The sequence below is a fragment of the Chlamydia crocodili genome (genome assembly GCF_018343815.1).
Classification (GTDB): Bacteria; Chlamydiota; Chlamydiia; order Chlamydiales; family Chlamydiaceae; genus Chlamydia; species Chlamydia crocodili.
The window spans coordinates 370,990-395,052 of sequence record NZ_CP060791.1; the positions used below are offsets into that span (position 1 = coordinate 370,990).

A 24,063-nucleotide genomic window follows, 5' to 3' on the forward strand; every position below is an offset into this window, starting at 1 on the left:
TCTAAATAAAGCAGTTAATAAGAAAATCCTAACACAGTACCATGTCTACTTTAGTGTTTTATCCCAGAAATATTTTTAGAATGAGAACACTGTTCCCTCCCTTTCTAAATATTAGAACATCACGTTATCTTTGTTCTCTTGGAGATAAAATCTCACAATTATATTTCCTCTCCCTTTGAGGAAAGAACTCGAATTGTTATTAAAGATTCATGGCAAAAGAACAAGGATCTTAAAAGTAGTTTAGCATAGAAAAAAGGCTCTCTTTTTTATTAGCTCTTACGCTTCTAAAATTAAGATATCCTTGGGGAAACAGGTGATATGCATAACAAATCTTCAGAAGCTCATCGTATCATTCATATTTCTGATGTGCATTTTTGTGTCTTTCCCAAGAATCCATTAATCTGTCTTAATAAAAGATTTAAAGGAGCATTACGCCAAGTATTTGGTGGTGTTACATTCCAATCATCAACTATATCCGAACGGTTCCCTGATTTAGCTGTAAAATTACAAGCTGATAGCATTTGTATTACGGGAGATTTTTCTCTTACAGCTTTGGATGCAGAGTTCCTACTTGCTCAAAATTTTGTGAATAACTTAGAACAGCATGCTTCCGTCTACGTACTTCCTGGAAATCATGACGTTTATACCCAGAAGGCACTGAATCATCAAACGTTTTATCAATACTTTCCTAATACACAATTGCAAAATGAGCAGATCTCTTTTAATAAACTTATAGACCACTGGTGGCTAGTCTTATTAGATTGTTCTTGTTTGAATGGTTGGTTCTCAGCGAATGGCATGATAAAATCATCTCAAATTTCTGTTTTAGAAAATTTCATTCTTAGCCTCCCTCCAAAAGAAAATATTATTATCGCTAATCATTATCCTCTTTTACCTACAAAAGACCCTTCTCATGATTTAATTAACCATCTACTTTTACAACATGTCCTGAAAAAGTATACTAATGTACGTTTGTATCTTCACGGGCATAATCATCAAGCTGCAGTTTACAACTGTAAAGATCATGCACCAAATATGATTTTAAATAGCGGTTCTATCTCATTACCCTCTAATGCACGTTTTCATATTATAGACTTATACCCCCAAGGGTATCATGTCTATACTGCAGTAATAACAAATCTCTTGGATACAAAAGAACCTTTAGAGATCTCTATAGAAGCTAGTCTGGAGTCGTGGTAGTTTAAAAAAAGAGTAAGATGAAAAATAGAAGAAACTGTGGAAAAACTACACACCTTCTTCATAAATTTTTTCTGCGACAACTCGAAATACCTCTGGAGTATCTGGAACTTCGCAATGAGAAATGTCACGAGTAGATTCCGGCATAGCTACAAGCTTTTCAACCCAAACTTTCCGTTTCCTTTGTTCTTCAAGAACTAAAGCCTTATCTCGTAATTTTTTAAGTAGCTCTGCTTCTGCAGACAGCTCTTTTATTTTTTTTGTTTCCATACTATGGAATCTAAAAAAATTGTGTTTTTTACACAATAGAACTTCTTATAGCTAGCAACTACTTAGAAACTCGAGATTCATAACTCCCTGTACGTGTATCTATTTTAACGACTTCACCCTCTTCAATGAAAATAGGAACCATAATTTTTGCTCCTGTATTTGTCACTGCTGGTTTTAATACTCTTCCTGAAGCCGTATCTCCGCGTACACCTGGTGCTGTTTCAGCGATAGTAAGTTCCATAAAAATTGGAGGTTCTACTCCGATAACGTTACCGTTGTATAAGACTAATGTATAGATGGTATCTTCTAATAACCATTGACGGATATTTTCTATTTTATCCCAGAAAATCATCTCTTGTTCAAATGTCTCATCATCCATGAAGGTAGCTCCTTCTTGATCTGAGTAAAGGAAACGCATCTGTTGTTCTCGTACATCTGCGGTTTCTACAGATTCCCCAGACTTAAACGTCCTTTCAATGACTCTTCCAGTCAAAAAATTCTTTACCTTAATCCTGTTGAAGGCTTGGCCTTTTCCTGGTTTTACAAAGTCATTTTGCAAAATCAAATAGGGTTGACCATCTATTTCTATTCTTAATCCTACACGAAATTCACTAGTACTTACACGAACCATGGGGCCATTTATCCTTAAAATTCTCCCATTTATGTTATCTTAGGACCTTTTCCTTTGTCCAGAAGAATGTCTTGTATGGCGTAGGTCCATACATCAACAAAAAATTATTGATTTTAGTTTAAACGTGCAATTTTCCTATACACCGTATAAAACAAGTTATTATTTGATCTCGACAATATCTAGTTAAACTAGGGAGCAAAAGTATGTTCAAGCAAAAAGACACAAATATCAATGAATCAAAAATAGCTCAGGATATGCTGGAGCGTTATTCTGGATCGACTATTGAAGAATTTTGTCCTTATCTGCTCTTAACGAACTTTGCTTATTACACTCATGTATTTGCAGAAGCTTATCAAGTACCCATTTCAAAGGGATCAATGTTTTCTGCAGCACACGCGCCTCAGGTAAATGCTTCCATTCTTGATTTTAAGTTGGGGTCTCCTGGGGCAGCTTTAACTGTAGACCTATGTTCATTCCTTCCTAATATAAAGGCTGCTGTAATGCTGGGTATGTGTGGGGGACTACGTTCACACTATCAAGTTGGGGATTATTTTGTGCCGATAGCTGGCATTCGAGGAGAAGGAACTTCTGATATTTATTTCCCTCCGGAAGTCCCTGCTTTAGCAAATTTTATGGTTCAAAAAACTATTACAGAGATACTAGAAGAGAAAAAATCCAGCTACCATATCGGAATTACCCATACTACAAATATCCGCTTTTGGGAATTCAATAAGGAATTTCGAAAGAAGCTTTATGAAAATAAAGCTCAAACCATAGAAATGGAGTGCGCTACATTATTTTCCGCAGGTTATAGAAGAAATCTTCCTATGGGGGCTCTACTAGTTATCTCAGATTTGCCGCTAAGAAAAGAAGGAATAAAGACTAAGGAAAGTGGAAATTTTGTATTGAAGACATACACCCAAGACCATATCACTACAGGAATTGATGTCGTAACAAAATTAGACACAGTATTGAAAAGCCGTCCTACAAAAACCCAAAAAGGCTTACCTCATATGGAACTCGGAGAGGCCGATGATACTATGCCTAAAGATTCTGGGATCTCAGATAGTGATTACTGAGAAAGTATCCTTTGTAAAATACAATCCGCAGTAAATCCACAAGCTTCTGCCACATCAGCAGGAGCTCCCGAATAACCAAATCTATCCATAGCAATGGCTAAACCATTAGAACCAATATATTTATACCATCCCAATGCAGATCCTGCTTCTATAGATACTCTTAAACCCAAATCACCGCCGATTACACTCTCTCGATATTCAAAATCTTGTTGTTCGAATAGTTCCCAACAGGGGAAGGAAATTACACGAACTTTCTTATCTAGGTAGATCAACTCTTGAGCTACAGCTAAAGCTAAGTGTAATTCTGATCCGGTAGCAAATAAAGTATAATCTGGCTTGCCTTGAGTCTCTTTTAAAACAATATAAGCTCCACGCCCCACACCTTCTTTAAACGGTCTGTTTGTTTGCGCTAGAGTAGGTAAATTCTGCCGGGAAAGAATCAATGCCGTGGGGCCGAGATAACGTAATGCTGCATGCCAAGCTCCTTTCACTTCGTTAGCATCTCCAGGACGGATAACTTGCAAACCCGGAATTGCCCTTAATGACATGATCTGCTCAATAGGTTGATGTGTTGGACCATCCTCTCCAACGAAAATAGAATCATGAGTAAATTGGTAAATAACAGGTAACTTTGCCAATGCTGCTAAACGAATCGCATTCCTTAAGTAATCAGAGAATACTAAGAATGTTCCCCCAAAAGGTCGGAATACTTGAGAATAGGCTAAACCGTTCATAATAGCCCCCATACCAAATTCTCGAACACCGTACTTAATGTTCCTACCAGAGAAGTCGTGACTATTAATATCTTTAGCATCTGCTATCCATGTTCCATCTGAACTTGATAGATCTGCAGATCCCCCAATAAGGGAAGGAATGTTTTTAGCTAAATTTTGAATTATCTTGTTAGACGCAGCACGGCCAGCTATAGCTTCTGGCATTTCTACACCTTCAAGTATTGTCTCTAATTTTTCTGAGGATATTGGAGCTTTTAGCGAAAGAAATTCTTGATGCAAATCAGGAAATTGACGTGACCAAACACGGAAATCATCTTGCCATTCCTCTTGAACTTTACGATCTTCTTGTAATTTATGGGAGAAGAAAGATTTCACCAAAGGAGAAATAAAGAATTTTTCCTCAGGAAGATGCCAGAAACGTTTTGTCTGCTCCACTCCATCTTCTCCTAAAGGCGACCCATGCGCCTTATGACTTCCTTCTTTAGGAGAGCCATGACCTATAACTGTATGAGCTACTATCAATACAGGACGCTGCTGTGATTGTTTAATTTTTATAAATGTTTCGTGGATTGCGAGAAAATCATACCCATCTATTTCATAAACTTCCCAACCGTAAGATTCAAAACGTTTTTTTACGTCTTCAGAACTTACTTCCCCTAAGAAGCCATCTAAAACAATATTATTGTAATCATATATAACTACGAGATTATCTAAACCTAAGGTTCCTGCTAAACTACAGACTTCATGGCTAACGCCTTCCATCATGCATCCATCACCAGATAAACAATAGACTTTACCATTGAAAATTTCATGCTCAGGTCGATTAAAACGGACTTGAAGCATTTTCATAGATAAAGCCATACCTACGGCATTGCCTAAACCCTGACCCAAAGGTCCTGTAGTAGCTTCAACACCCTCTGTTTCTCCAAATTCCGGATGACCAGGAGTCCGTGAATGTAACTGACGAAATTGCTGGAGATCTTCTAAAGAAACATCGTATCCAGCAAGATGAAGACAGGCATATAATAAAGCCGAGCCGTGTCCTGCTGATAAAACAAACCGGTCTCTATCAATCCATAAAGGATCTTTGGGATTATGTCTCAAAACATAACTATATAAGTATGCGGCAAGTTCCGCACAACCTAAAGGCAATCCCGGATGACCAGAACCAGCTTTTTGAATGATCTCTATGCTTAACTGTTTAAGAGTTCCTGAGATCTTTTCTAAGATATCTATATCTACTTCTCTGTTCACCATTTGTCGGACCTAAAAGTGCTTCACAAGAATACAAAGATCAAAATTATAGGGCATGCATTACCAAAAAGCAAGACTCCTCAATTCATATACGCTTTCATAACTCTTATACGTCAATTGCACACTGATTTATCTCAACTGAACAAAACATTTGTCTACACTTAAAAACAAAAAAAATCTTTCTTAGGACAGTATTAGAGACTAAAATCAATCTCTCCCATATAATTAGAGCAAGTTCAACATTTTTGACATTACAAAGTCATTTCTTATGTTAAGTAACACTCTTCGATCTAATTTTTTAAAATTTTACGCTAATCGCCACCACACTATCGTTCCTTCTTCCCCCGTCTTCCCTCATAATGACCCTTCAATTCTTTTTACCAACGCAGGAATGAACCAATTTAAGGATATTTTTTTAAACAAGGAAACTGTGAGCTATTCGCGAGCCACCACTTCTCAAAAATGTATCCGTGCGGGAGGCAAGCATAATGACCTCGATAATGTTGGACATACATCTCGTCATCTTACTTTCTTCGAAATGTTGGGCAATTTTTCTTTTGGTGATTATTTTAAAGAGCAAGCAATTGCTTTTGCCTGGGAAGTATCTCTATCTGTATTTAATTTCGATCCTGATTTTATTTATGCGACTGTTCATGAAAAAGATGATGAAGCTTTTGCTCTTTGGGAAAAGCATCTCCCCTCAGAGCGTATTTTCAGATTAACTGATAAGGACAACTTCTGGAGTATGGCAGAAACCGGTCCTTGTGGATACTGTTCTGAACTTCTTTTTGATCGTGGCGAAAAGTTTGGTAAGGCCACCTCTCCCTTAGAAGATGCTGAAGGTGAACGCTTTTTAGAATATTGGAACCTTGTTTTCATGGAATTCAATCGTACAGCTGAGGGTTCTCTATTAGCTTTACCTAGCAAACATGTCGATACAGGCGCAGGTTTAGAACGCCTGGTTTCTATTATTTCTGGGACAGATACAGTTTTTGAAGCCGATGTTCTACGTCTTCTTATCTCAAAAACAGAAGAATTATCAGGGAAAACTTATCACGCAGACCAAGCTTTAGGTTCTGCTTTTAGAGTCATTGCAGATCACACACGCTCATTATCTTTTGCTATTGCTGATGGTTTGCTTCCTGGAAACACAGAACGTGGTTATGTATTAAGAAAAATTTTAAGAAGATCCGTAAATTATGGGAAACGTTTAGGGTTTACCAAACCTTTCTTAGCAGAAATTGTCCCTTCTTTAGTTGATGCTATGGGAGAGGCTTATCCTGAATTACGCCTATCTCTATCTCAAATTCAAGAAGTTATGACTATGGAAGAAGAGAATTACTTTAAATCTCTTCATCGTGGTGGGAACTTACTCCAACAGGTACTCAAATCATCATCGTCATCCTCTATCATTTCTGGGGAGGACGCCTTCAAATTAAAAGACACTTATGGGTTACCCCTTGATGAAATCGCTTTATTAGCTAAAGATTACGATTTCTCCGTAGATATGGAAACCTTTTATCAATTAGAAGAGGAAGCCAAAGAGCGTTCTCGAAAAAATATTACCAAATCTCATAGTTCTACAGATGCAGTTTATGACGCATTATCCCTAGGAGAGAATTCAGAGTTTATTGGTTATAATGACTTATCCTGTGATACATTTATTGAAGCAATAGTTTGTGATGGCAAACGAGTGTCTTCACTTAAAGAGAAAGAAAAAGGCGCCTTAATTTTAAAAGTCACTCCTTTCTATGCAGAAAAGGGTGGCCAAATTGGAGATGCTGGAGAGATATTCTGTTCTGATGGAACATTTATTGTTAGCCATACAACATCTCCAAAAGCAGGAATGATAATTCATCATGGAGAAGTTTCCCAAGGACAACTTTCTCAAGACCAAGCAATAACTGCACAAGTAAATTGTATTCGTAGAAAGAAAATTGGCAATAATCATACGGGCTGTCATCTCCTACATAAGGCTTTAGAGATGACTCTTGGTGATCATGTTCGGCAAGCAGGATCTTATGTTGACGATTCAAAAATTCGTTTAGATTTCACTCATCCCAAAGCTATTGCTCCAGAAGATTTAGCTTCTATTGAACTTTTAGTTAATGAAAAGATCAGAGAAAATCATCGTGTGGAAACTCGTGAAGCTATGTATTCTGATGTTATGAATTCCAAAGAAATCAAACAATTTTTTGGAGATAAGTATAGTGATATTGTTCGCGTAGTCTCAGCAGGGTTTTCTCATGAACTTTGTGGAGGAACTCATGCAGAATTTACAGGAGATCTCGGTTATTTCCGTATCCTTAAGGAACACGCTATAGCTACAGGAATACGCCGCATAGAAGCTGTAACAGGCAGAGAGGCTGAGACTCTAGCACATCAAGACAACGAGAATCTCAATGAAATTTCTCTTATCTTACAATCTCCTCGAGATCAAATTCTGAATAAATTACAAAACATTCTAGAAGAGAAAAAAGAACAAGCAAAAGAGATTTCTGAATTAGAGAATAAGCTTATTAATTCTCTATTGGATAAGCTTATTGACCGTCGTCAACAGGTTGAAGATGTTTCCTATTTGATTCATCACTTACCTGAATCAGAAAGTCATCGTCTACAACAGTATGCTAACTGCTTACATCAGAAAATACCCTCACGTTTAATTTCCTTATGGACGACTCAAAAAAATGGGAAATATATCATCTTTTCTCGAATTTCTGATGATCTTGTTAAACAAGGACTACAGGCTAAAGATCTTTTAAAAATATTACTCACACCTTGTGGTGGTCGTTGGGGAGGAAAGGATATATTTGCACAAGGTAGTGCTGATCATCTCCCACAAGCAGACGCATTAAATAATACTTTATGGCAATGGATTTCGACCCAGTTAATTTAAATCTACCTCTCTTATCTGAAATAACTAACGCCTCTATTCCATTACTAATAGAAAATATCCGTCCCGGAGCTCGCGGATTCTTAGCTGCCAAGTTTTTCCGCGAGAGGGAAGAATCTGTAGTAATGATCACTACACGTTCTCGTATTGATGATCTTTTTGAAGATCTTTCCTCGTTCTTAGGCTCCCCTCCTGTTGAGTTCCCCTCATCAGAAATTGACTTGTCTCCTAAGCTTGTTAATATTGATGCTGTTGGCAAACGCGATAAGACTCTTTATGAATTATATGAAAAGAAAGCTCCTTTATTTTGCGTAACAACTCTAAAAGCCTTATTAGAGAAAACACGCTCACCAAAAGATACCGCGCATCAACATTTAGATATCCAAGTTGGAGATATGCTAGATCCTGAAATGATGATCGATCTATGCAAAAACTTGGGCTATCGCCATGAAACCCTTGCAAGTGATAAAGGAGAGTTTGCGTATAGGGGAGGAATTATCGACATCTTCCCTCTGTCTTCTCAAGAACCTTTTCGGATAGAATTTTGGGGAGAAAAGATTATCTCCATACGTCCTTTTAATCCTTCCGATCAACTTTCAACAGGGAAAGTTTCTAAGCTATCGATATCTCCAGCCACAAAAGATTCAGGGAAAGAAGTGTTATCACACTGCCTATTGGATTATTTTAATACACCCCCAAGACTTATCTTTGATAACCTAACGATGTTAGAAGATGATTTTTCTGAAATTTCAGGAACATTATCCTCGTTACCCAATCGCTTTTTATCGATTACAGACCTATGTGAACGCGCTTTCCAATCTCCTACTATTTTCTTTGAAGAGAAAAGCTTCCCTAATGTTCATAATCTTAAAAACAATGAAGTAAATATTGAAGTCTTTCATCGTCATATAAAAGCCTCTCGACTCATTGCGCCATTTATTTATCCCAATGAAACTATCGATGAACAGGAAAATCCCCTTTTAGGTTTTCTAAAAAAACTTCAAGAATATATTCCTAATAAAGGCCAATCCTTTAATGTGGCCCTTTACAATACAAAAGCAAAATCTCTAAAAGAAGCTCGTGCTTTAGTAGAAACGCTAGCAGAAAATTCTATACATATTTACGAAAGACCTGGGAATCTCTCTTCAAGCTTTGCTCTTGTTGAAGAAAGATTTGCAGCGATTTCCCTTTCAGAATTTTCATCTACAAAAGTATTGAGAAGACAAAAACAGAGAAATTATTTTTCTGTAACCACGGAAGAAGTTTTTGTTCCTGTTCCTGGAGAGACCGTTGTGCATCTTCACAATGGTATCGGTAAATTTATCGGGATGGAAAAAAAACCAAATCATTTAAACATTGAAACAGATTATCTGGTTCTTGAATATGCTGATAAGGCTAGGTTGTATGTACCTTCTGATCAAGCTTACCTAATTTCACGTTACGTAGGGGCATCTGAAAAAGCCCCTGATCTTCACAACCTAAATGGTTCTAAATGGAAAAGATCTCGAGATCTCTCTGAGAAATCCCTCGTACTTTATGCTGAAAAACTTCTTCAGCTCGAAGCACAACGTTCTACTATACCTTCGTTTATCTATCCTCCTCATGGTGAGGAAGTAATTAAATTCGCGGAAAACTTTCCTTATGAGGAAACTCCCGATCAATTAAAAGCCATTGAACAAATTTACTCTGACATGATGTCAGATAAATTGATGGATCGATTAATTTGTGGTGATGCCGGATTTGGGAAAACGGAAGTCATCATGCGTGCCGCTGTGAAAGCTGTTTGTGACGGTCACCGACAAGTTATTGTTATGGTACCTACAACAATTCTAGCAAACCAACATTATGAGACTTTCTCACAACGTATGGCAGGATTACCCATAAACATTGCTGTTCTTTCACGATTTTCCGAAAGGAAATCAATGAAAAAAATCTTTGAGGATACTGCTAAAGGCGATATTGACATCCTAATCGGGACACACAAGCTAATAAACAAAAATCTAGAATTTAAAAATCCTGGATTATTAATTATTGATGAAGAACAGCGTTTCGGTGTTAAAGTCAAAGACTTCCTAAAAGAACGTTATCCTACTGTAGACTGCTTGACAGTATCTGCAACACCAATTCCCAGAACATTGTACATGTCTTTATCGGGAGCTCGTGATCTCTCTTTAATTACCATGCCTCCATTAGATAGGCTTCCTGTTTCCACTTTTGTTTTAGAGCATAATGAAGAGACATTATCAGCAGCCTTGCGTCATGAATTACTTCGTGGTGGTCAAGCTTATGTGATCCATAACCGTATTGAGAGTATTTTTAGATTAGGGAATACAATACGAACATTGGTGCCTGAAGCACGTATTGCTGTTGCTCACGGACAAATGTCATCAGATGAATTAGCTTCTATTTTCCAAAAGTTTAAAGACCAGGAAATCAATATTCTTGTCGCAACAGCATTGATAGAAAACGGTATCGATATTCCTAATGCTAATACCATTTTAGTAGATCAAGCAGATAAGTTTGGTATGGCTGATCTTTATCAGATGAAAGGTAGAGTAGGAAGATGGAATAGAAAAGCCTATTGTTATTTCTTAGTTTCTCATTTAGATAGGTTATCAGGTCCCGCTGCAAAACGTTTAGAAGCTCTGAATAAACAAGAATATGGTGGGGGCATGAAAATCGCCCTTCATGATTTAGAAATTCGTGGAGCAGGAAATATCTTAGGAACAGACCAATCAGGTCACATAAGTGCAATCGGATTCAATCTCTACTGCAAACTATTGAAAAAAACAGTCGCCGCATTAAAAAGTAATACTTCGCCCCTGTTATTTAACGACGACGTAAAGATAGAGTTCCCTTACAAATCACGTATTCCTGATACCTATATTGATCTGGCGTCTATGCGTATAGAATTCTATCAGAAAATAGGTAATGCCGAAGATACTGAGCAGCTTGAACTAATAAAAGAAGAAATGAGAGATCGCTTTGGTCCTATTCCTGAAGAAGTTCTATGGTTATTTGCCCTAGCTCAAGTACGCTTGTTTGCTCTACAACACAACATCTCTAGCATTAAAGGTACGGGAAATGCTTTGTACATTCAACAATGTCATGGAAAAACAGAACAAATAAAGAAAACATTACCGTATTCTTTATCCCCAACTCCAGAGTTGCTAATATCTGAAGTTTTAAAATCTATAGAAAAAGCTTTTCCTCTAAAAACCCCTAGTTAAGGAGGCATTATGTCGGGATTTTACGACGTTATAAAGCCAAAAACTACACGGCCACCTGTATGGTTTTTACGACAGGTAGGAAGATACATGCCTCAATATAAAGAACTCAAGGGCTCGCAAACATTAAAAGCCCTTTTTCATAATACGGAAGCAATTACTGAAGCAACTCTTTTAGGACCGAGTTTACTAAAAGTAGATGCAGCGATTCTTTTTGCTGATATTCTTTCATTATTAGACGGTTTTAACATCTCTTATGATTTCACTCCCGGACCACAAATCTCATTTTCTCCTGATCAAGAACTGATTTTCACAAAAGATCCCCAAGAAACATTTTCCTATCTTCTTGAAGCAATTAGAAATCTTGTGAAGCGTTTAAAAGTTCCTTTAATCGCTTTCGCCGCATCCCCTTTCACTATGGCAAGTTATCTTTTAGATGGAGGGGCTTCTAAAGATTTCCCGAAAACGATGGCGTTTCTTTATCAATATCCTGAAAGATTCGATACTTTGCTTAAAAAATTAACAGAAGGAACAGTCATTTATCTAAAGGAACAAATTCATGCTGGAGCTTCGGCTATTCAGCTATTTGAATCTTCAAGTTTGCGTTTACCCTCAGAACTATTTTCCCAATATGTGACGACACCAAATACACGACTCATTTCTCAATTAAAGCAGCAAGTCTCCTCCCCTATAAGTTTATTTTGCCGCTGTTTCGATGAAAACTTTTTAGATCTCTATTCTACGGGTGCGGACACATTACATCCTGACTATCATGTGAATCTTAATAAGATCTATAAAACAGTTGCAAATCCAGGATCTTTACAAGGAAATATCGATCCTGCACTATTTCTACTTCCTCAAGATGAACTTCTCGCTCATCTTGAAAAATACCTTACCACTTTGAAATATCAACCTAACTATATTTTCAATTCAGGCCATGGCATTCTTCCTGAAACTCCCTTAGAAAACGTCCAAGCTGCGGTATTATGTTTAACGTCAATTTCAACTTCTTAGAAGGTCTCCATCAACCTGCACCGAGATACACAAGCTATCCAACAGCTTTAGAATGGAAATCATCCGATGCTAATCCTGCATATCTTGCTTTTGAACGTCTCCAGGAAGATGACCGTCCGCTATCACTATATTTCCATATTCCTTTCTGTCAGTCTATGTGTCTGTATTGCGGATGCTCTGTAGTAATCAATCGTCGTGAAGATATTGTAGAAGATTATATCTCTACTCTTATTAAAGAAATGGAACTTGTCCATACTCTTTTAGGAGGAAAACGGAAAACTTCACGGATTCATTTTGGAGGAGGAACTCCAAGCCGGCTATCTAGAGTACTATTCGAGAAGTTATTTTTTCATATCCATCGTTTATTTGATCTTTCTGAAGTTGAAGAAATTGCTATTGAATTTGACCCTCGTTCTTTAAGGAATGATAGTGAAAAAGCTGAATTTATCCAGTCATTAGGATTTAACCGTGTAAGCCTAGGAGTTCAAGATACACAAGCTGCTGTTCAAGAAGCTGTACGACGACGACAAAGCCACGAAGAATCTCTGCATGCCTATCAGAAGTTTCGAGAACTAGGTTTTGAGAGTATAAATATAGATTTGATATATGGTCTCCCCAAGCAAACGAAAGTAACATTCACACAAACAATCGCTGATATTTTACAGATGCGTCCCGATCGACTAGCGTTGTTTTCATTTGCCTCTGTTCCATGGATAAAGCCTCATCAAAAAGCTATGAAAGAAAGTGATATGCCTTCTATGGAGGAAAAATTCGCTATATATTCTTATGCACGACATACATTAACAAAGTCGGGATACCAAGCAATTGGTCTAGATCATTTTTCACTACCTGAAGATCCCTTAAGCATAGCCTTTAAAAACAAAACTCTAATTCGTAATTTCCAAGGATATTCCCTACCTCCAGAAGAAGATCTTATAGGGTTAGGTATGACATCAACAAGTTTTATCCGCGGTATATATTTACAAAATGCAAAAACTCTAGAATCATACCATGAGCAGATCCTTGCAGGATCTCTAGCAACGATTAAAAGTAAGATTCTCTCAGAAGATGATAGAATAAGAAAATGGGTAATCCATAAGCTTATGTGTACATTTGTCGTATCTAAAGAAGAATTCTCAGATCTTTTTGGCTATCATTTTGATGAGTATTTTTCCGAAAGTCAAGAACGGATAGATGGCATGGCAACGACAGGATTGATCCAAAATAGCTCTTCTTTTCTTACTGTAACTCCTCTAGGAGAGCTGTTTGTACGTGTAATCGCTACAGCTTTTGATGCTTATTTCTTAAAAACTCTTTCTTCTAGCCCTAGGTTTTCACGATCTATATGAGAAAAGTTATTGTTATAGGAGCGGGAATTTCAGGATTAGCCACAGCATGGTGGTTACATAGAAAATTCCCTAATAGCGAACTTATAATTATAGATAAGGCAGATCGTCCTGGAGGGCTTATCTATACAGATCATCAAAAAGATTTCCCTTTGGATCTCGGTCCCAAAGGTTTTTTAGTACGGGGAGAGGGAGAGTATACTCTCGGATTAATCCATGATCTAGAATTACAAGATTGCCTCATAGCCAGTGATAAAACAGCGAAAAAACGTTTCATCCGCTACAAAGGAAAAACTCGCAAAGTCTCTCCCTGGACATTGATAAAAGAGGGCTTACCCTTTGCCATGGTCAAAGATCTCTTCGCCTCCCGATATACAAAAGATAGTTCTGTTTATGATTTTTTACGTCGTCACAGTACAACAAGTCTTATTCATAATGTGTTAAATCCCGTTGTTACAGCAATTCGTGCAGGGCATAGTGATGTACTTTCTGCGCATATGGCTTTTCCGACTCTTTCTCAACGCGAAGCAAAAACGGGATCTATATTACGCAGTTATCTGAAAGAATTTTCGAAGAAACAAAATAAAGATACTCCTTATCTTGCCTCTCTACGTCCGAATTTAGGTATTCTTATTGATACTTTAGTGAAGAAAATCCCAGCCAAATGGAAATTCTCTTCACCTGTAACAAAGATAGATTGTTTCCCCAAGGAAGTTGTAGTATCAACTACAAAAGAAACATTCTCAGCAGATTTAGCAATCTATACAGGGCCTACAACTACCCTTCCCTCTCTTATTGATATTCCTGGCATCCAGAACCTCTCCAATAAAATACTTCATTGGGATCTTTCTTGTATAACCTTAGGATGGGATAAAAATCCTCCTTCTATTCCGAAAGGTTATGGGATGCTCTTAGCAGATGAACCTCCATTACTCGGTATTGTCTATAATACTGAAGTCTTCCCCCAACAGATGCCTGGGAAAACAGTCATCTCATTATTAGTAGAAGATCGTTGGCATGATGAAGAAGCTTATGCTTTTTCTTTAGCAGCAATTTCTGAATATTTGGGAATTTCTACGAAACCAGATGTATTTTCATTATTCTCTCCAGAAGAGGGTCTCCCCCAACATTGCGTAGGATTTCTGGAAATGAAAAATCAAATACTTCCTTCCATTCCTCATAATTTAAAAATTGTAGGACAGAATTTTTCAGGACCAGGATTAAATAGATGTGTAGCTTCAGCTTATCGTGTTGTCGCTTCCATTTAAAGGAAGGAAACGTTCACAAAGAGAAAGCGTTGTGGTTAACATCTCTCCGAAATATTCCCGTCGTGGAGACATTTCGAGTAATCTTTTTTCAATATGATCCAGGAGATGCTGAGTCAGTTTTTCTTTTTCATTAAGTTTCTCATAAGCGCAAGCGAGTCCGGATACCCAACGCATTTCCATGGCTACGCGATTGGTAATTTCTTCAATAAGGATCACCTGCGGATGCTTAGGTGTTTGCCAATCTCCTTTTATCTCTTCAAAAACCTCAATGGCTCGCGAAGTATTTCCGAATGCAAGATAAGCATCAGCAAGATCCAACTTCAAAGTATAGTATATATATGTCCAAGCTTTAGCATTTTCTCCGGATAAGGTGACTTCTGAAAATTCATCTAAAGCTTTGATAAACCAACTAATTTTTCTAATTAGAGAGGATTCCATATATCCTTGAAGATAATAAACCAAAGATAATAATGAAGAATGAGGAAAGAGTTCTTGGAAACGAGACAAATGAAATAGAGCGGTATCTTTCCCCGAAAGATAGTCTTCTATATCATAGGCAAGAAGATACAAACGATCTCCATACAAACGAAGATCTAGATTATCGCAATAAAGCTCTAGATTCTCTCTACACTTTCTTGTTAATGCCCAAACTAACCTAATAGTAGATTGTAGCGAAGAACGTTCTTGAGAAAAGACAGTTGTTAACGACGCACTAGATTCTGTATTTTTGTAATATAGAGAAGAAAAGCAACATTTCGCAAGATCTTCTAATGGTGCAGATGGGCCTATCTCAATGGCAGAAGATACTTCTTTAGATAGTTCTCCACGACGAAATGCCAACCATAAAGTTAAAGCTCTACTATATTCACTGTCCGCCTCTCTCTCTTTGGCTTTTTCTAAATAGTTTTGTTCAGCTAGATCTATGTGTAAGTTAATGAGGGAAAGTATAGGGCTGTCATTATGAATCTTATAACGCTGTATCATATCATAGATAAAATAATGATAGATATCCTCAATGGATATTCTACTGTTACCCTTTAATGATTCACAGACTTTAACAATATTAGACGAAGATCCATGATCTTCTTTTATAAATAACGCATCTAGAGATTTGAGAATCCTACAATATAGAAATGAAAAATGGGATTTAGAGGAGAACTCTTTACAAGAATCTATTTTTTTTTGAAGAGCATAGGTAAGAAATAATCCTAAACCTGCCTCTTCACGACTCCAACTTTTATAAGCCCTAAGAAAAAAATCCTCAGCTTCGCCGTACTGTTGTTGTCGGCAATAAATACATCCTAAATATTCATATACTCGAGCTAAAGTCACTCCTAATCTAGTAGCATGATCTAAAATAGATAAGAAAATTTCTCGAGATTTTATGAAATCTTGTTTTTCATAGCTATAGCAACCCAGGAAAAAACTATATTCTGGGAAATAAGCATGTTCCAAAACAAATATAGATTCTCCAGCTACTAGTAGTCTCTGCATAGCTGAGAAATTTTTGATTTGATGATAGATTTCTAATAATGAAAAGTAACCATAATAAAGTAATGTCGATTGTAAATAGTTTCCATGATCTATAAGAACTTCTAATTCGCGAATGCCTTCTTGTTGATTCCATGGAAGTGTATACAAAGCATGAGCAAGAAGAAGTACATCAACTTCATGAGCACGCTGTACTTCTCCCCGTGCTATCCTCGATACTAATTTATCAATAGATTGCGCGTAATCTTTTTCAGCCTGACAATAGGGTAATAATAAAGATTCACAGGAAGCCTTAGTCTCTCGTGCTTTCTCAATTTCCAATCCTAAGACCATTTTCCTTAAAAAAATCTTCTCTATATCAATGACATCAGGATGGGGACTACACGCACCTGCTTCAACACTATGAGAAAGTTTCTCACACAATCTTAAAGCTTCATCGTAATTTCCTCGTTCCTTCATTATAAGAATCTCTTGTTTTCGATCCTCATAACTACTGTGTAAAGTCATACTATAGAGCTGAAGAAGAAGATTATCCTCTAAAGTTTCTCTACCACTGCCAATATTATGAAATTGTGTTATCAAATCCCTAAGAGAAACACCATCGGGATTCAATCTCTGCCAAGCAAGACGTATTTCAGATCTGATATGAGGAGGAATTGTAACTACGGATAATAATTTTCTTACTATATCTTTACTTGTCGATCTATCGTCTTGTTTTATTTTCACCTGTACGTACTGACGCGTTAGTGATGCTATAGTTTCCCAATCTCTAGGAGATAACATTGTTTTTTCAGAAATTACACGTTCTACAAATGCTGAAAAAGCTTCATCACAATCGATTCCAGATTTCAATACTGTATGTAGATCTGCACAATAATGGCCGAAAAACAACTGCTGAGTTGGAGCCGCACTGAGAACTCCCACACTGACAATTAAACAAAATTGAAAAACGCATACACAAGCGCGAAGACATACTTTCATGATAGATTTCTCTCTACCATAGTACTGGCAGGAAATATAAAAAAAATCGCAATAGTTCAAAAAAAATAAACTATATGCAAACCAAAAGTATAGGAAAAGACACTATTACTAAAAAAGAAAGTTCTTTTTGAAATTTTGTTATAAATTAAAAGCGACATAACCAGAACACTACCTAAAAAACACAAAAAAAAACCTCATTTAATGAAAATCAAAAGTTTACTTCTTCCAAAAAAAGACCTCCACATTACATCAACTAACATACTGACAAACAAAGGAGTACGAAAAATTAAAAAAGTAAAAATGATTTTCTGTTTTCTTTTCTCTAAAAAAATTGTTGCATGAATTTGAACAAACAAACTAATTAAAAATTAAAACAAGTAAAAATAGTTTAAAACAACAACTAGAGGACGCTTTTCATGGCGCTAAAAGATACGGCAAAAAAAATGAAAGATCTGTTGGAAAGTATCCAACATGACTTAGACAAAGCCGAAAGAGGAAATAAAGCAGCAGCTCAGCGAGTACGTACTGACTCCATCAAATTAGAGAAGATTGCTAAGCTGTATAGAAAAGAATCGATCAAAGCTGAAAAGTCTGGTTTGATGAAACGCAAGCCTGTAACAAAAGCTAAAAAAGCTACTGCCACTAAAAAGCCTGTAAAATCTGCATCTAAGCCTAAGGCAAAAGTAAAAGCTAGACCGAAAGTAAAAGCTAAAGCAGCTCCTAAAGCAAAAGCAAAAGCCCCCGCAAAAAAGACTCCAGCAAAAGCAAAAAAAAGCTCTAAATCTCGCTCCCTAAGAAAATAATTTTTTCCTTGTCTTGGTTTTTAGAGGGTAATTATATTTTATAACTTGCCCTCATTTTCTCTCTTTCCCTCTTTTCAAAAGATTGTCCCCAGAAAGCATCCCTTATGATAAAATTCTGCAGTAATTTTTATCTGCAGAACATCCTATCCTTATTACATCCCTGCAGGTGCGTGACGAGTTTTACATAAAACCCTTTAAGGTGGGCCATGCCTACAGTAATGAATTGTAAACATCTGGGTATTTGTGGAGGATGTTCCTCTCCCCAAACTGCCTATGTTGATTCTTTAAAAACTAAAGAACATCTTTTACATGAACTTTTTTCTCCTATTTTTCCTCCTTCAGAAATTCTTCCAGTGATTCCTTGCGATCCAATATTACGAGGGAGAAATAAGATGGAGTTCTCATTTTTCCAAACAAATGACGGAAAGAAAAGTCTAGGATTCATTACGCCTACAAAACCTAAACAGGGTGTTCCTATTACAGAATGTCTCATGATTCATGAACACGCTGTCAATATTCTAGATCTTACACGGATTTGGTGGGATAACCATCCTGAACTTACAGCTTACTATCCTCCTTTTAATAAAGGTTCTCTCTGTACTCTTACTGTGCGTATCGGAAATCCAAAACAGACATTCATGGTTATTTTAACAACATCGGCAAGAGAAGAGTATGCTGTTAGAAAAGAGCTTATTGAGGAATGGAAAAATGCTCTTATAAATTCTAACCTTCCTATTACCTCCATCGTTTGGGAAGAAAGAGTCAGCGTAAAAAATTCTCCGACTTATTTCCGTTCTCACTTAATTCATGGCGAACCATTTATTAAACAAACATTAATACTCCCTAAAGATGGTAATTCTGGAGTGTTTCACGTGCGCCCTAGAAGCTTCTTTCAACCCCAAAGTCTTCAAGGAGCAAAAATTATTGAAATTGCTAAAGAGTTTATGGATCCACGAGGATCCGAAACATTGCTCGATCTCTATTGTGGGGCAGGAACTATAGGCATTATGCTCTCTGCCTACGTAAAAAAGGTTATAGGAGTAGAAATTGTCCCAGATGCTATAGACTCTGCAAAAGAAAATATCTTAATAAATAAAAAAGAAAATCTCATTGAAGTACATTTAGAAGATGTCAAAACATTTTGTAGAAGACATCAAGACTGTCCTCCTCCTGATGTCGTTGTTATTGACCCTCCACGTTGTGGAATGCAAAATAAAGTTCTTAAATATCTTCTGAGAATTTTTCCAAAAAAAATTATTTACATCTCTTGTAATCCTAAAATACAGTTTGAGGAGTGTTGTAGTTTAATTTCTGCGGGTTATTGTATTAAAAAAATTCAACCTCTAGATCAGTTTCCCCATTCTCCGCACTTAGAAAATATTATTTTGCTAGAAAGGGAAGATAACCCCTAGGAAAAGCATTGAACGTACGCTTCCTATTATGTTAACCTTTCCCTGAAATAACCGAAGTAAAGGTGGTTTAATGTTATCTCGTTTATTCATGTGTTTTTTATTTCTATTGAGTTCGTCATCTCTCCTTGCCGATGAAGATGGTACTCAAGTAAAAAGTACTTTTGCTCAACCCGCTGTAATGCTAGGCATTGCCATTTTGTTCTTTTACTTCATTTTATGGCGTCCTGAACAAAAACGCAGAAAAGCTATGGAAAAACGCAAAAATGAACTTGCGAAAGGCGATAAAGTTACTGCTATGGGGATTCTAGGAACTATTGACGAAATCCGAGAGCATACTGTGATTCTTAATATTACCTCTGGGAAAATCGAAATGCTAAAAGCAGCAATTTCTGAAATTCTGAAGCCCGATGGAACTAAAGCATAAGCTTTAAGATATAGACATTTACTTTCTGTGATATTAGACAGATCTACATTGATTTTTTATAAGCCAAGTTATAACTTGACACCATAAGCTATTCAAAGAAGTCGAGGATTTTTAGGATCATGACTTGGCTTTCAGGCCTATATTTTATCAGCATTGCTAGTTTAGTATTTTGTGTTATAGGTTTGATACTTTCTGGGATCATTCTTATTTCCCGCAAATTCCTAGTTAAAATTCATCCTTGCAAGCTAAAAATTAATGACGACGATTCTCTTACAAAAACAGTAGATAGCGGTCGTACTCTGCTATCTTCTCTTTTAGATTCGGGTATTCCTATACCTTCTCCGTGTGGAGGCAAGGCTACTTGTAAACAGTGTAAGGTAAAAATCGTAAAAGACGCTGATCAACCTTTAGAAACAGATCGTGCTACTTTTTCAAAGCAACAGCTAGAACAAGGTTGGCGTCTTTCCTGCCAAACAAAAGTTCAGCATGATATGTGTTTGGAAATAGAAGAACGTTATTTAAATGCTTCTTCTTGGGAGGGCACAGTTGTTTCTAATGATAACGTAGCAACGTTCATAAAAGAACTTGTTGTATCTGTTAGCCCTGAACATCCTATTCCCTTTAAACCCGGGGGATATCTACAAATTAGCGTTCCTGCGTATAAAACCAATACTTCTGATTGGAAGCAAACTATGGCTCCTGAATACCATAGTGATTGGGAACATTTTAATTTGTTTGATCAGACTATAGACAATAGTCTCCTAGAATCAGATTCTGCAAATAAAGCATATTCTCTAGCCTCATATCCTGCAGAACTTCCTGTTATTAAATTCAATATCCGTATTGCAACGCCACCTTTTATTAATAATGCTCCCAACCCAGAGATCCCTTGGGGAATATGCTCATCGTATATTTTTTCATTAAAACCTGGAGACAAGATTACTGTTTCGGGCCCTTATGGAGAATCCTTCATGAAAGAAAACAACCGTCCCCTAATTTTCTTAATCGGTGGTGCGGGTTCTTCATTCGGTAGAAGTCATATTTTAGATCTCTTATTAGACAAGCATTCTACAAGAGATATTACATTATGGTACGGAGCTCGCTCTCTAAAAGAGAATATCTATCAAGAAGAGTACGAAAAATTAGAGAAGAACTTTTCTAATTTCCATTACCATTTAGTATTATCAGAACCTCTTCCCGAAGATATTGCTTCAGGTTGGGATAAGAATGATCCCGAAAAAACAAATTTCCTCTTCCGAGCTTTTGAGCTTGGTCAGCTCAGTAAATTGAGTAATCCTGAAGATTATCTATATTATGTATGCGGCCCACCGCTACACAATAGTAGTATTCTAAAATTACTCGATAACTACGGTGTAGAACGATCTTCTATAGTTCTCGATGATTTCGGCAGCTAGTGCTTAGCTTAGTTTTTTTCGCCATAGATATTTATCGGTTATTAGATCTTAACATTCGAATTAATGACATAGCATAGATCATCATGGCGAGAAAACTAAATACCATATGCGTAGCTTGGCTAACTGCATAAGCTCGGCCATTGGAGAATCCTTCAATGAAGCTCACATTACCAGTTGGAATAATATCGATGGTTGTATTTGTTGTTGCATTATACCGACATGAGGGAGCAACTTCTAAACCTCCCAATGTTGTCATTGCTGATAAAAAAGTCAGAAAAATTCCAAACACAGTCGTGTTCACAATTCCAATAACTCTATAGTGGCTATCAACATTCTGACGACGAACCCTCACTCTTCCTCTATTTTGGGATTCTGTTTGTTCATTATTTTGATCTCCATTATTTCCAAACCATCTCAAGCATCGGTTAAATAAGACATCACGGAGTCCCGGAGCGGTATATTCTAACAGATCTCTACCGAGCATAGTCCACCCAAAGAATGTCACTAAACCATATAAAGCTACCGTACATTGTGTAATAGTGGAACGTGCTGCCATACGAATATTATTTATGACATCGTATAGGTTTACAACAGGGCCAAAAGCACGAAAACACAAAGCTGCTATACGCATGTTTCGGTACCTTTCTCTTCTAGCACGAGGATTTGTTAGCATTAAAAACACACTACAAATGCCATCAATACCAAAAAAGAGGATACTTACAGCTAATAAAGCACCATTAAGGTTGTTATCAACTATAGGGAAAATCCATAAAATAGATGCCGCATCGGAAACTCTCATGATATTAGTAACAACTTCTGCAGCTCTATCAAGGAAGTTTTGAGGAGGCAAGGCTATCTCTTCAGCTTGAACATCAGAGTCTGGCATATTGATTAACGTCTGTATCCTAGCAAATACATTGGGGCTAGAGGAACGTGTTATGGAAACTCCTTGAACACTATAACCCACTACTCCAAAACTTTCTTCTCGATCATTTCCATTCAATGGCGATGATTCACCAATTTCTACCACACTAGATTCAGAAGTAACATTAGTAGCAACAGCATCGACTCCTGCAGTTAACATAAATGTGTTCACAATAGCATTATTAAAAGCAGGATCATGAAAATGCACCCAGAAAAAACCTAAACTTGCAGAAGAATATGGCAGCGTTGTTACCCCAGATCTTGAAAATCCTTCGGCATCCATACAGGAAAAGAAATCTCCAGGAACTCTAAAATAAAAAGACCGAGGGTGATTAGGATAATGCGAAGGACAAATTCCTACTAAAACTATATTACGAGCGTGTCTTGTACGTTGAATGGCTTCTTGAATATGCTCCGCACCATTTCCAAAAAAATAATGAATAAAAACACTGCCTCCAGGATGAGAGGCAAAGAAAGCATCCCAAGTATCTAAGATAGCTTGAGAAACTGGTGATATGTTGTTCGGATCTCTTCTACAGAAAAATGATGAAAATCTTCCACTTCCATCATTATAGATTCCTACAACCTCTCTACCTCCTAATAATTGGCTCAAATGCATAGCCTCATTTTGAGCTCCATAATATCCCGATTGACTCCCATTTGTATACCCCACTCCAACTAAAGGTGCAGGGGTAGGAGATATTGTAGGGCTTTCATAAACAGCATCAAAAATAGGTACATGGTATCCATGTGTAGAGGGATGCTCCCTACCATGAGTAAATAAATGTGTAGAGTCTCCGTAACTAACATCTGATTCTGAAGTAATAGATACGGATACTAGAGATGTGACTGGACTCGCTGAACTCGTTGTATCAATAGATTCTTGTATAGATTGTAGATCACTGAGTCGAAGAGATTCAGTTGCATTAGATTCTAGATTAGATTCAGAATCATTGGAAGAGACGTTACTAAGTAAACTAGATCGATTTGAGAACGATACTTCTCCATCTTCTAAAGGATATTGCGGAATAGATGCTAAAAATCTATCCGGAGTAGAATTACGTATAGGGGTAGACATAAAATTAACGGGTGTTCTTACACGTTTATCTCATAGGTAAAAAATTAAAAATCCCATGAGATCTGAACAACAATCAGTCAAATAAATAAAATTATGACTTTATAATCTCCGAAAAATAAAAGTCGGAGTCCAGTGTGTTTGAGGACCGTTAATAAGGGAGAAACAATGAAACTATTTAATAACTTTTAGGGACTAGTTCTCTTTGAGAATCTAGAAATACCCTTAACGGAGTATCTCAATACATTTGCCTAGGCAGTTAGGCACCGCTTGTAAGCGCGCTTGTACTTATGCATTATTGATACCAAAATTACTAAATAACTTAAGAAGAGTGAAATAGGTTATTTCACGTAGTAAGATTATAATCCTATGAATTTATTTTGCAAGTATCAAAAAGAATGCGAGCAAAAAAAAAGGAGAATATTTCTATTCTCCTTATAAAAAAACTCAGTTTACGAGTCAAAATAACTAAAAGCTTGGCAATGACCTACTCTCCCATACTCTTGTGTATAGTACCATCGGCGATAAAAGGCTTAACTTCTGAGTTCGGAATGGGGTCAGGTGTGTCCCTTTTTCCATTATCACCAAGCAAATTCTTGTAACGTAACAATTCACGTATACTAAT

Annotated in this window: 16 protein-coding genes and 1 rRNA gene; 11 read left to right on the forward strand and 6 right to left on the reverse strand. The window is 36.9% G+C overall.

The genetic code is table 11. The features are described 5' to 3' along the window. Nucleotides 1–318: 318 nt before the first annotated feature. On the forward strand, nt 319–1,200 hold the full coding sequence (locus H9Q19_RS01650; RefSeq protein WP_213241593.1) for a metallophosphoesterase family protein: 882 nt from the start codon (nt 319–321) through the stop codon (nt 1,198–1,200). Between the two features lie 45 nt (nt 1,201–1,245). Here H9Q19_RS01650 and H9Q19_RS01655 read toward each other — a convergent pair whose 3' ends face one another. Both H9Q19_RS01655 and efp read right to left on the reverse strand, forming a co-directional pair. Beyond that, nucleotides 1,246–1,467 (reverse strand): hypothetical protein, encoded by a 222-nt coding sequence (locus H9Q19_RS01655; protein ID WP_213241595.1) that lies wholly within the window; start codon nt 1,465–1,467, stop codon nt 1,246–1,248. A gap of 58 nt (nt 1,468–1,525) precedes the next feature. After that, nucleotides 1,526–2,098 carry an elongation factor P gene (efp, locus tag H9Q19_RS01660; RefSeq protein WP_011006828.1) on the reverse strand — a complete coding sequence of 191 codons (573 nt, stop codon included), beginning with the start codon at nt 2,096–2,098 and terminating at the stop codon, nt 1,526–1,528. Nucleotides 2,099–2,301: 203 nt separating this feature from the next. On the opposite strand from efp, the gene H9Q19_RS01665 reads away from it, so the two are divergent. Continuing rightward, complete coding sequence (locus tag H9Q19_RS01665) at nt 2,302–3,177, forward strand: AMP nucleosidase (protein WP_213241597.1); 876 nt, start codon at nt 2,302–2,304, stop codon at nt 3,175–3,177. On the opposite strand, the gene tkt is transcribed toward H9Q19_RS01665, so the two are convergent. After that, nucleotides 3,171–5,168, reverse strand: a complete 1,998-nt coding sequence (tkt, locus tag H9Q19_RS01670; RefSeq protein ID WP_213241649.1) for a transketolase — start codon at nt 5,166–5,168, stop codon at nt 3,171–3,173. The two genes, H9Q19_RS01665 and tkt, sit on opposite strands and share 7 nt — an antisense overlap. Before the next feature lie 265 nt (nt 5,169–5,433). Between tkt and alaS the strand changes: the two genes are divergently transcribed. The 5 genes from alaS to H9Q19_RS01695 are packed head-to-tail and all read left to right on the forward strand — an operon-like array spanning nt 5,434 to nt 14,913. Continuing rightward, nucleotides 5,434–8,061 carry an alanine--tRNA ligase gene (gene alaS, locus H9Q19_RS01675; RefSeq protein ID WP_213241652.1) on the forward strand — a complete coding sequence of 876 codons (2,628 nt, stop codon included), beginning with the start codon at nt 5,434–5,436 and terminating at the stop codon, nt 8,059–8,061. After that, a complete protein-coding gene (gene mfd / locus H9Q19_RS01680) occupies nt 8,031–11,288 on the forward strand; it encodes a transcription-repair coupling factor (RefSeq protein ID WP_213241654.1) in 3,258 nt (1,085 codons plus the stop codon). Before alaS ends, mfd begins: the two co-directional genes overlap by 31 nt. 9 nt (nt 11,289–11,297) lie before the next feature. Continuing rightward, the gene (hemE, locus tag H9Q19_RS01685; RefSeq protein WP_213241656.1) at nt 11,298–12,299 is read left to right on the forward strand and encodes a uroporphyrinogen decarboxylase; all 1,002 of its coding nucleotides are present in this window, start codon (nt 11,298–11,300) and stop codon (nt 12,297–12,299) included. Continuing rightward, entirely contained in the window at nt 12,272–13,648 is a 1,377-nt protein-coding gene (gene hemN, locus H9Q19_RS01690) for an oxygen-independent coproporphyrinogen III oxidase (protein ID WP_213241658.1), read from the forward strand. Before hemE ends, hemN begins: the two co-directional genes overlap by 28 nt. Continuing rightward, nucleotides 13,645–14,913: a protoporphyrinogen oxidase gene (locus tag H9Q19_RS01695; protein WP_213241660.1), complete on the forward strand. Its 1,269-nt coding sequence runs from the start codon at nt 13,645–13,647 to the stop codon at nt 14,911–14,913. Before hemN ends, H9Q19_RS01695 begins: the two co-directional genes overlap by 4 nt. On the opposite strand, the gene H9Q19_RS01700 is transcribed toward H9Q19_RS01695, so the two are convergent. After that, entirely contained in the window at nt 14,884–17,385 is a 2,502-nt protein-coding gene (locus H9Q19_RS01700; RefSeq protein ID WP_213241662.1) for a tetratricopeptide repeat protein, read from the reverse strand. The genes H9Q19_RS01695 and H9Q19_RS01700 overlap by 30 nt on opposite strands. Nucleotides 17,386–17,801: 416 nt before the next feature. Between H9Q19_RS01700 and hctA the strand changes: the two genes are divergently transcribed. The 4 genes from hctA (at nt 17,802) to nqrF (ending at nt 21,439) form a co-directional block, all read left to right on the forward strand. Then, entirely contained in the window at nt 17,802–18,188 is a 387-nt protein-coding gene (hctA, locus tag H9Q19_RS01705) for a histone H1-like protein HctA (protein ID WP_213241664.1), read from the forward strand. A gap of 206 nt (nt 18,189–18,394) precedes the next feature. Next, on the forward strand, nt 18,395–19,600 hold the full coding sequence (locus H9Q19_RS01710; RefSeq protein WP_213241666.1) for a class I SAM-dependent RNA methyltransferase: 1,206 nt from the start codon (nt 18,395–18,397) through the stop codon (nt 19,598–19,600). A 70-nt stretch (nt 19,601–19,670) separates the two neighbouring features. Next, nucleotides 19,671–20,024 (forward strand): preprotein translocase subunit YajC, encoded by a 354-nt coding sequence (gene yajC, locus H9Q19_RS01715; RefSeq protein WP_213241668.1) that lies wholly within the window; start codon nt 19,671–19,673, stop codon nt 20,022–20,024. 119 nt (nt 20,025–20,143) lie between these two features. Beyond that, nucleotides 20,144–21,439, forward strand: a complete 1,296-nt coding sequence (nqrF, locus tag H9Q19_RS01720) for an NADH:ubiquinone reductase (Na(+)-transporting) subunit F (RefSeq protein ID WP_213241670.1) — start codon at nt 20,144–20,146, stop codon at nt 21,437–21,439. A gap of 31 nt (nt 21,440–21,470) precedes the next feature. Here nqrF and H9Q19_RS01725 read toward each other — a convergent pair whose 3' ends face one another. Further along, nucleotides 21,471–23,441 carry a DUF687 family protein gene (locus tag H9Q19_RS01725; protein WP_213241672.1) on the reverse strand — a complete coding sequence of 657 codons (1,971 nt, stop codon included), beginning with the start codon at nt 23,439–23,441 and terminating at the stop codon, nt 21,471–21,473. A gap of 471 nt (nt 23,442–23,912) precedes the next feature. Beyond that, a 5S ribosomal RNA gene (rrf, locus tag H9Q19_RS01730) occupies nt 23,913–24,027 on the reverse strand. Nucleotides 24,028–24,063 lie beyond the last annotated feature (36 nt).

Coding starts and splice junctions, on each gene's coding strand:
- efp (WP_011006828.1), bottom strand. CDS start 2,098: ATGGTTCGTGTAAGTACTAGTGAATTTCGTGTAGGATTAAGAATAGAA.
- H9Q19_RS01650 (WP_213241593.1), top strand. CDS start 319: ATGCATAACAAATCTTCAGAAGCTCATCGTATCATTCATATTTCTGAT.
- H9Q19_RS01655 (WP_213241595.1), bottom strand. CDS start 1,467: ATGGAAACAAAAAAAATAAAAGAGCTGTCTGCAGAAGCAGAGCTACTT.
- tkt (WP_213241649.1), bottom strand. CDS start 5,168: ATGGTGAACAGAGAAGTAGATATAGATATCTTAGAAAAGATCTCAGGA.
- hemE (WP_213241656.1), top strand. CDS start 11,298: ATGTCGGGATTTTACGACGTTATAAAGCCAAAAACTACACGGCCACCT.
- nqrF (WP_213241670.1), top strand. CDS start 20,144: ATGACTTGGCTTTCAGGCCTATATTTTATCAGCATTGCTAGTTTAGTA.
- H9Q19_RS01710 (WP_213241666.1), top strand. CDS start 18,395: ATGCCTACAGTAATGAATTGTAAACATCTGGGTATTTGTGGAGGATGT.
- mfd (WP_213241654.1), top strand. CDS start 8,031: ATGGCAATGGATTTCGACCCAGTTAATTTAAATCTACCTCTCTTATCT.
- hemN (WP_213241658.1), top strand. CDS start 12,272: ATGTTTAACGTCAATTTCAACTTCTTAGAAGGTCTCCATCAACCTGCA.
- hctA (WP_213241664.1), top strand. CDS start 17,802: ATGGCGCTAAAAGATACGGCAAAAAAAATGAAAGATCTGTTGGAAAGT.
- H9Q19_RS01665 (WP_213241597.1), top strand. CDS start 2,302: ATGTTCAAGCAAAAAGACACAAATATCAATGAATCAAAAATAGCTCAG.
- H9Q19_RS01725 (WP_213241672.1), bottom strand. CDS start 23,441: ATGTCTACCCCTATACGTAATTCTACTCCGGATAGATTTTTAGCATCT.
- H9Q19_RS01700 (WP_213241662.1), bottom strand. CDS start 17,385: ATGAAAGTATGTCTTCGCGCTTGTGTATGCGTTTTTCAATTTTGTTTA.
- alaS (WP_213241652.1), top strand. CDS start 5,434: ATGTTAAGTAACACTCTTCGATCTAATTTTTTAAAATTTTACGCTAAT.
- yajC (WP_213241668.1), top strand. CDS start 19,671: ATGTTATCTCGTTTATTCATGTGTTTTTTATTTCTATTGAGTTCGTCA.
- H9Q19_RS01695 (WP_213241660.1), top strand. CDS start 13,645: ATGAGAAAAGTTATTGTTATAGGAGCGGGAATTTCAGGATTAGCCACA.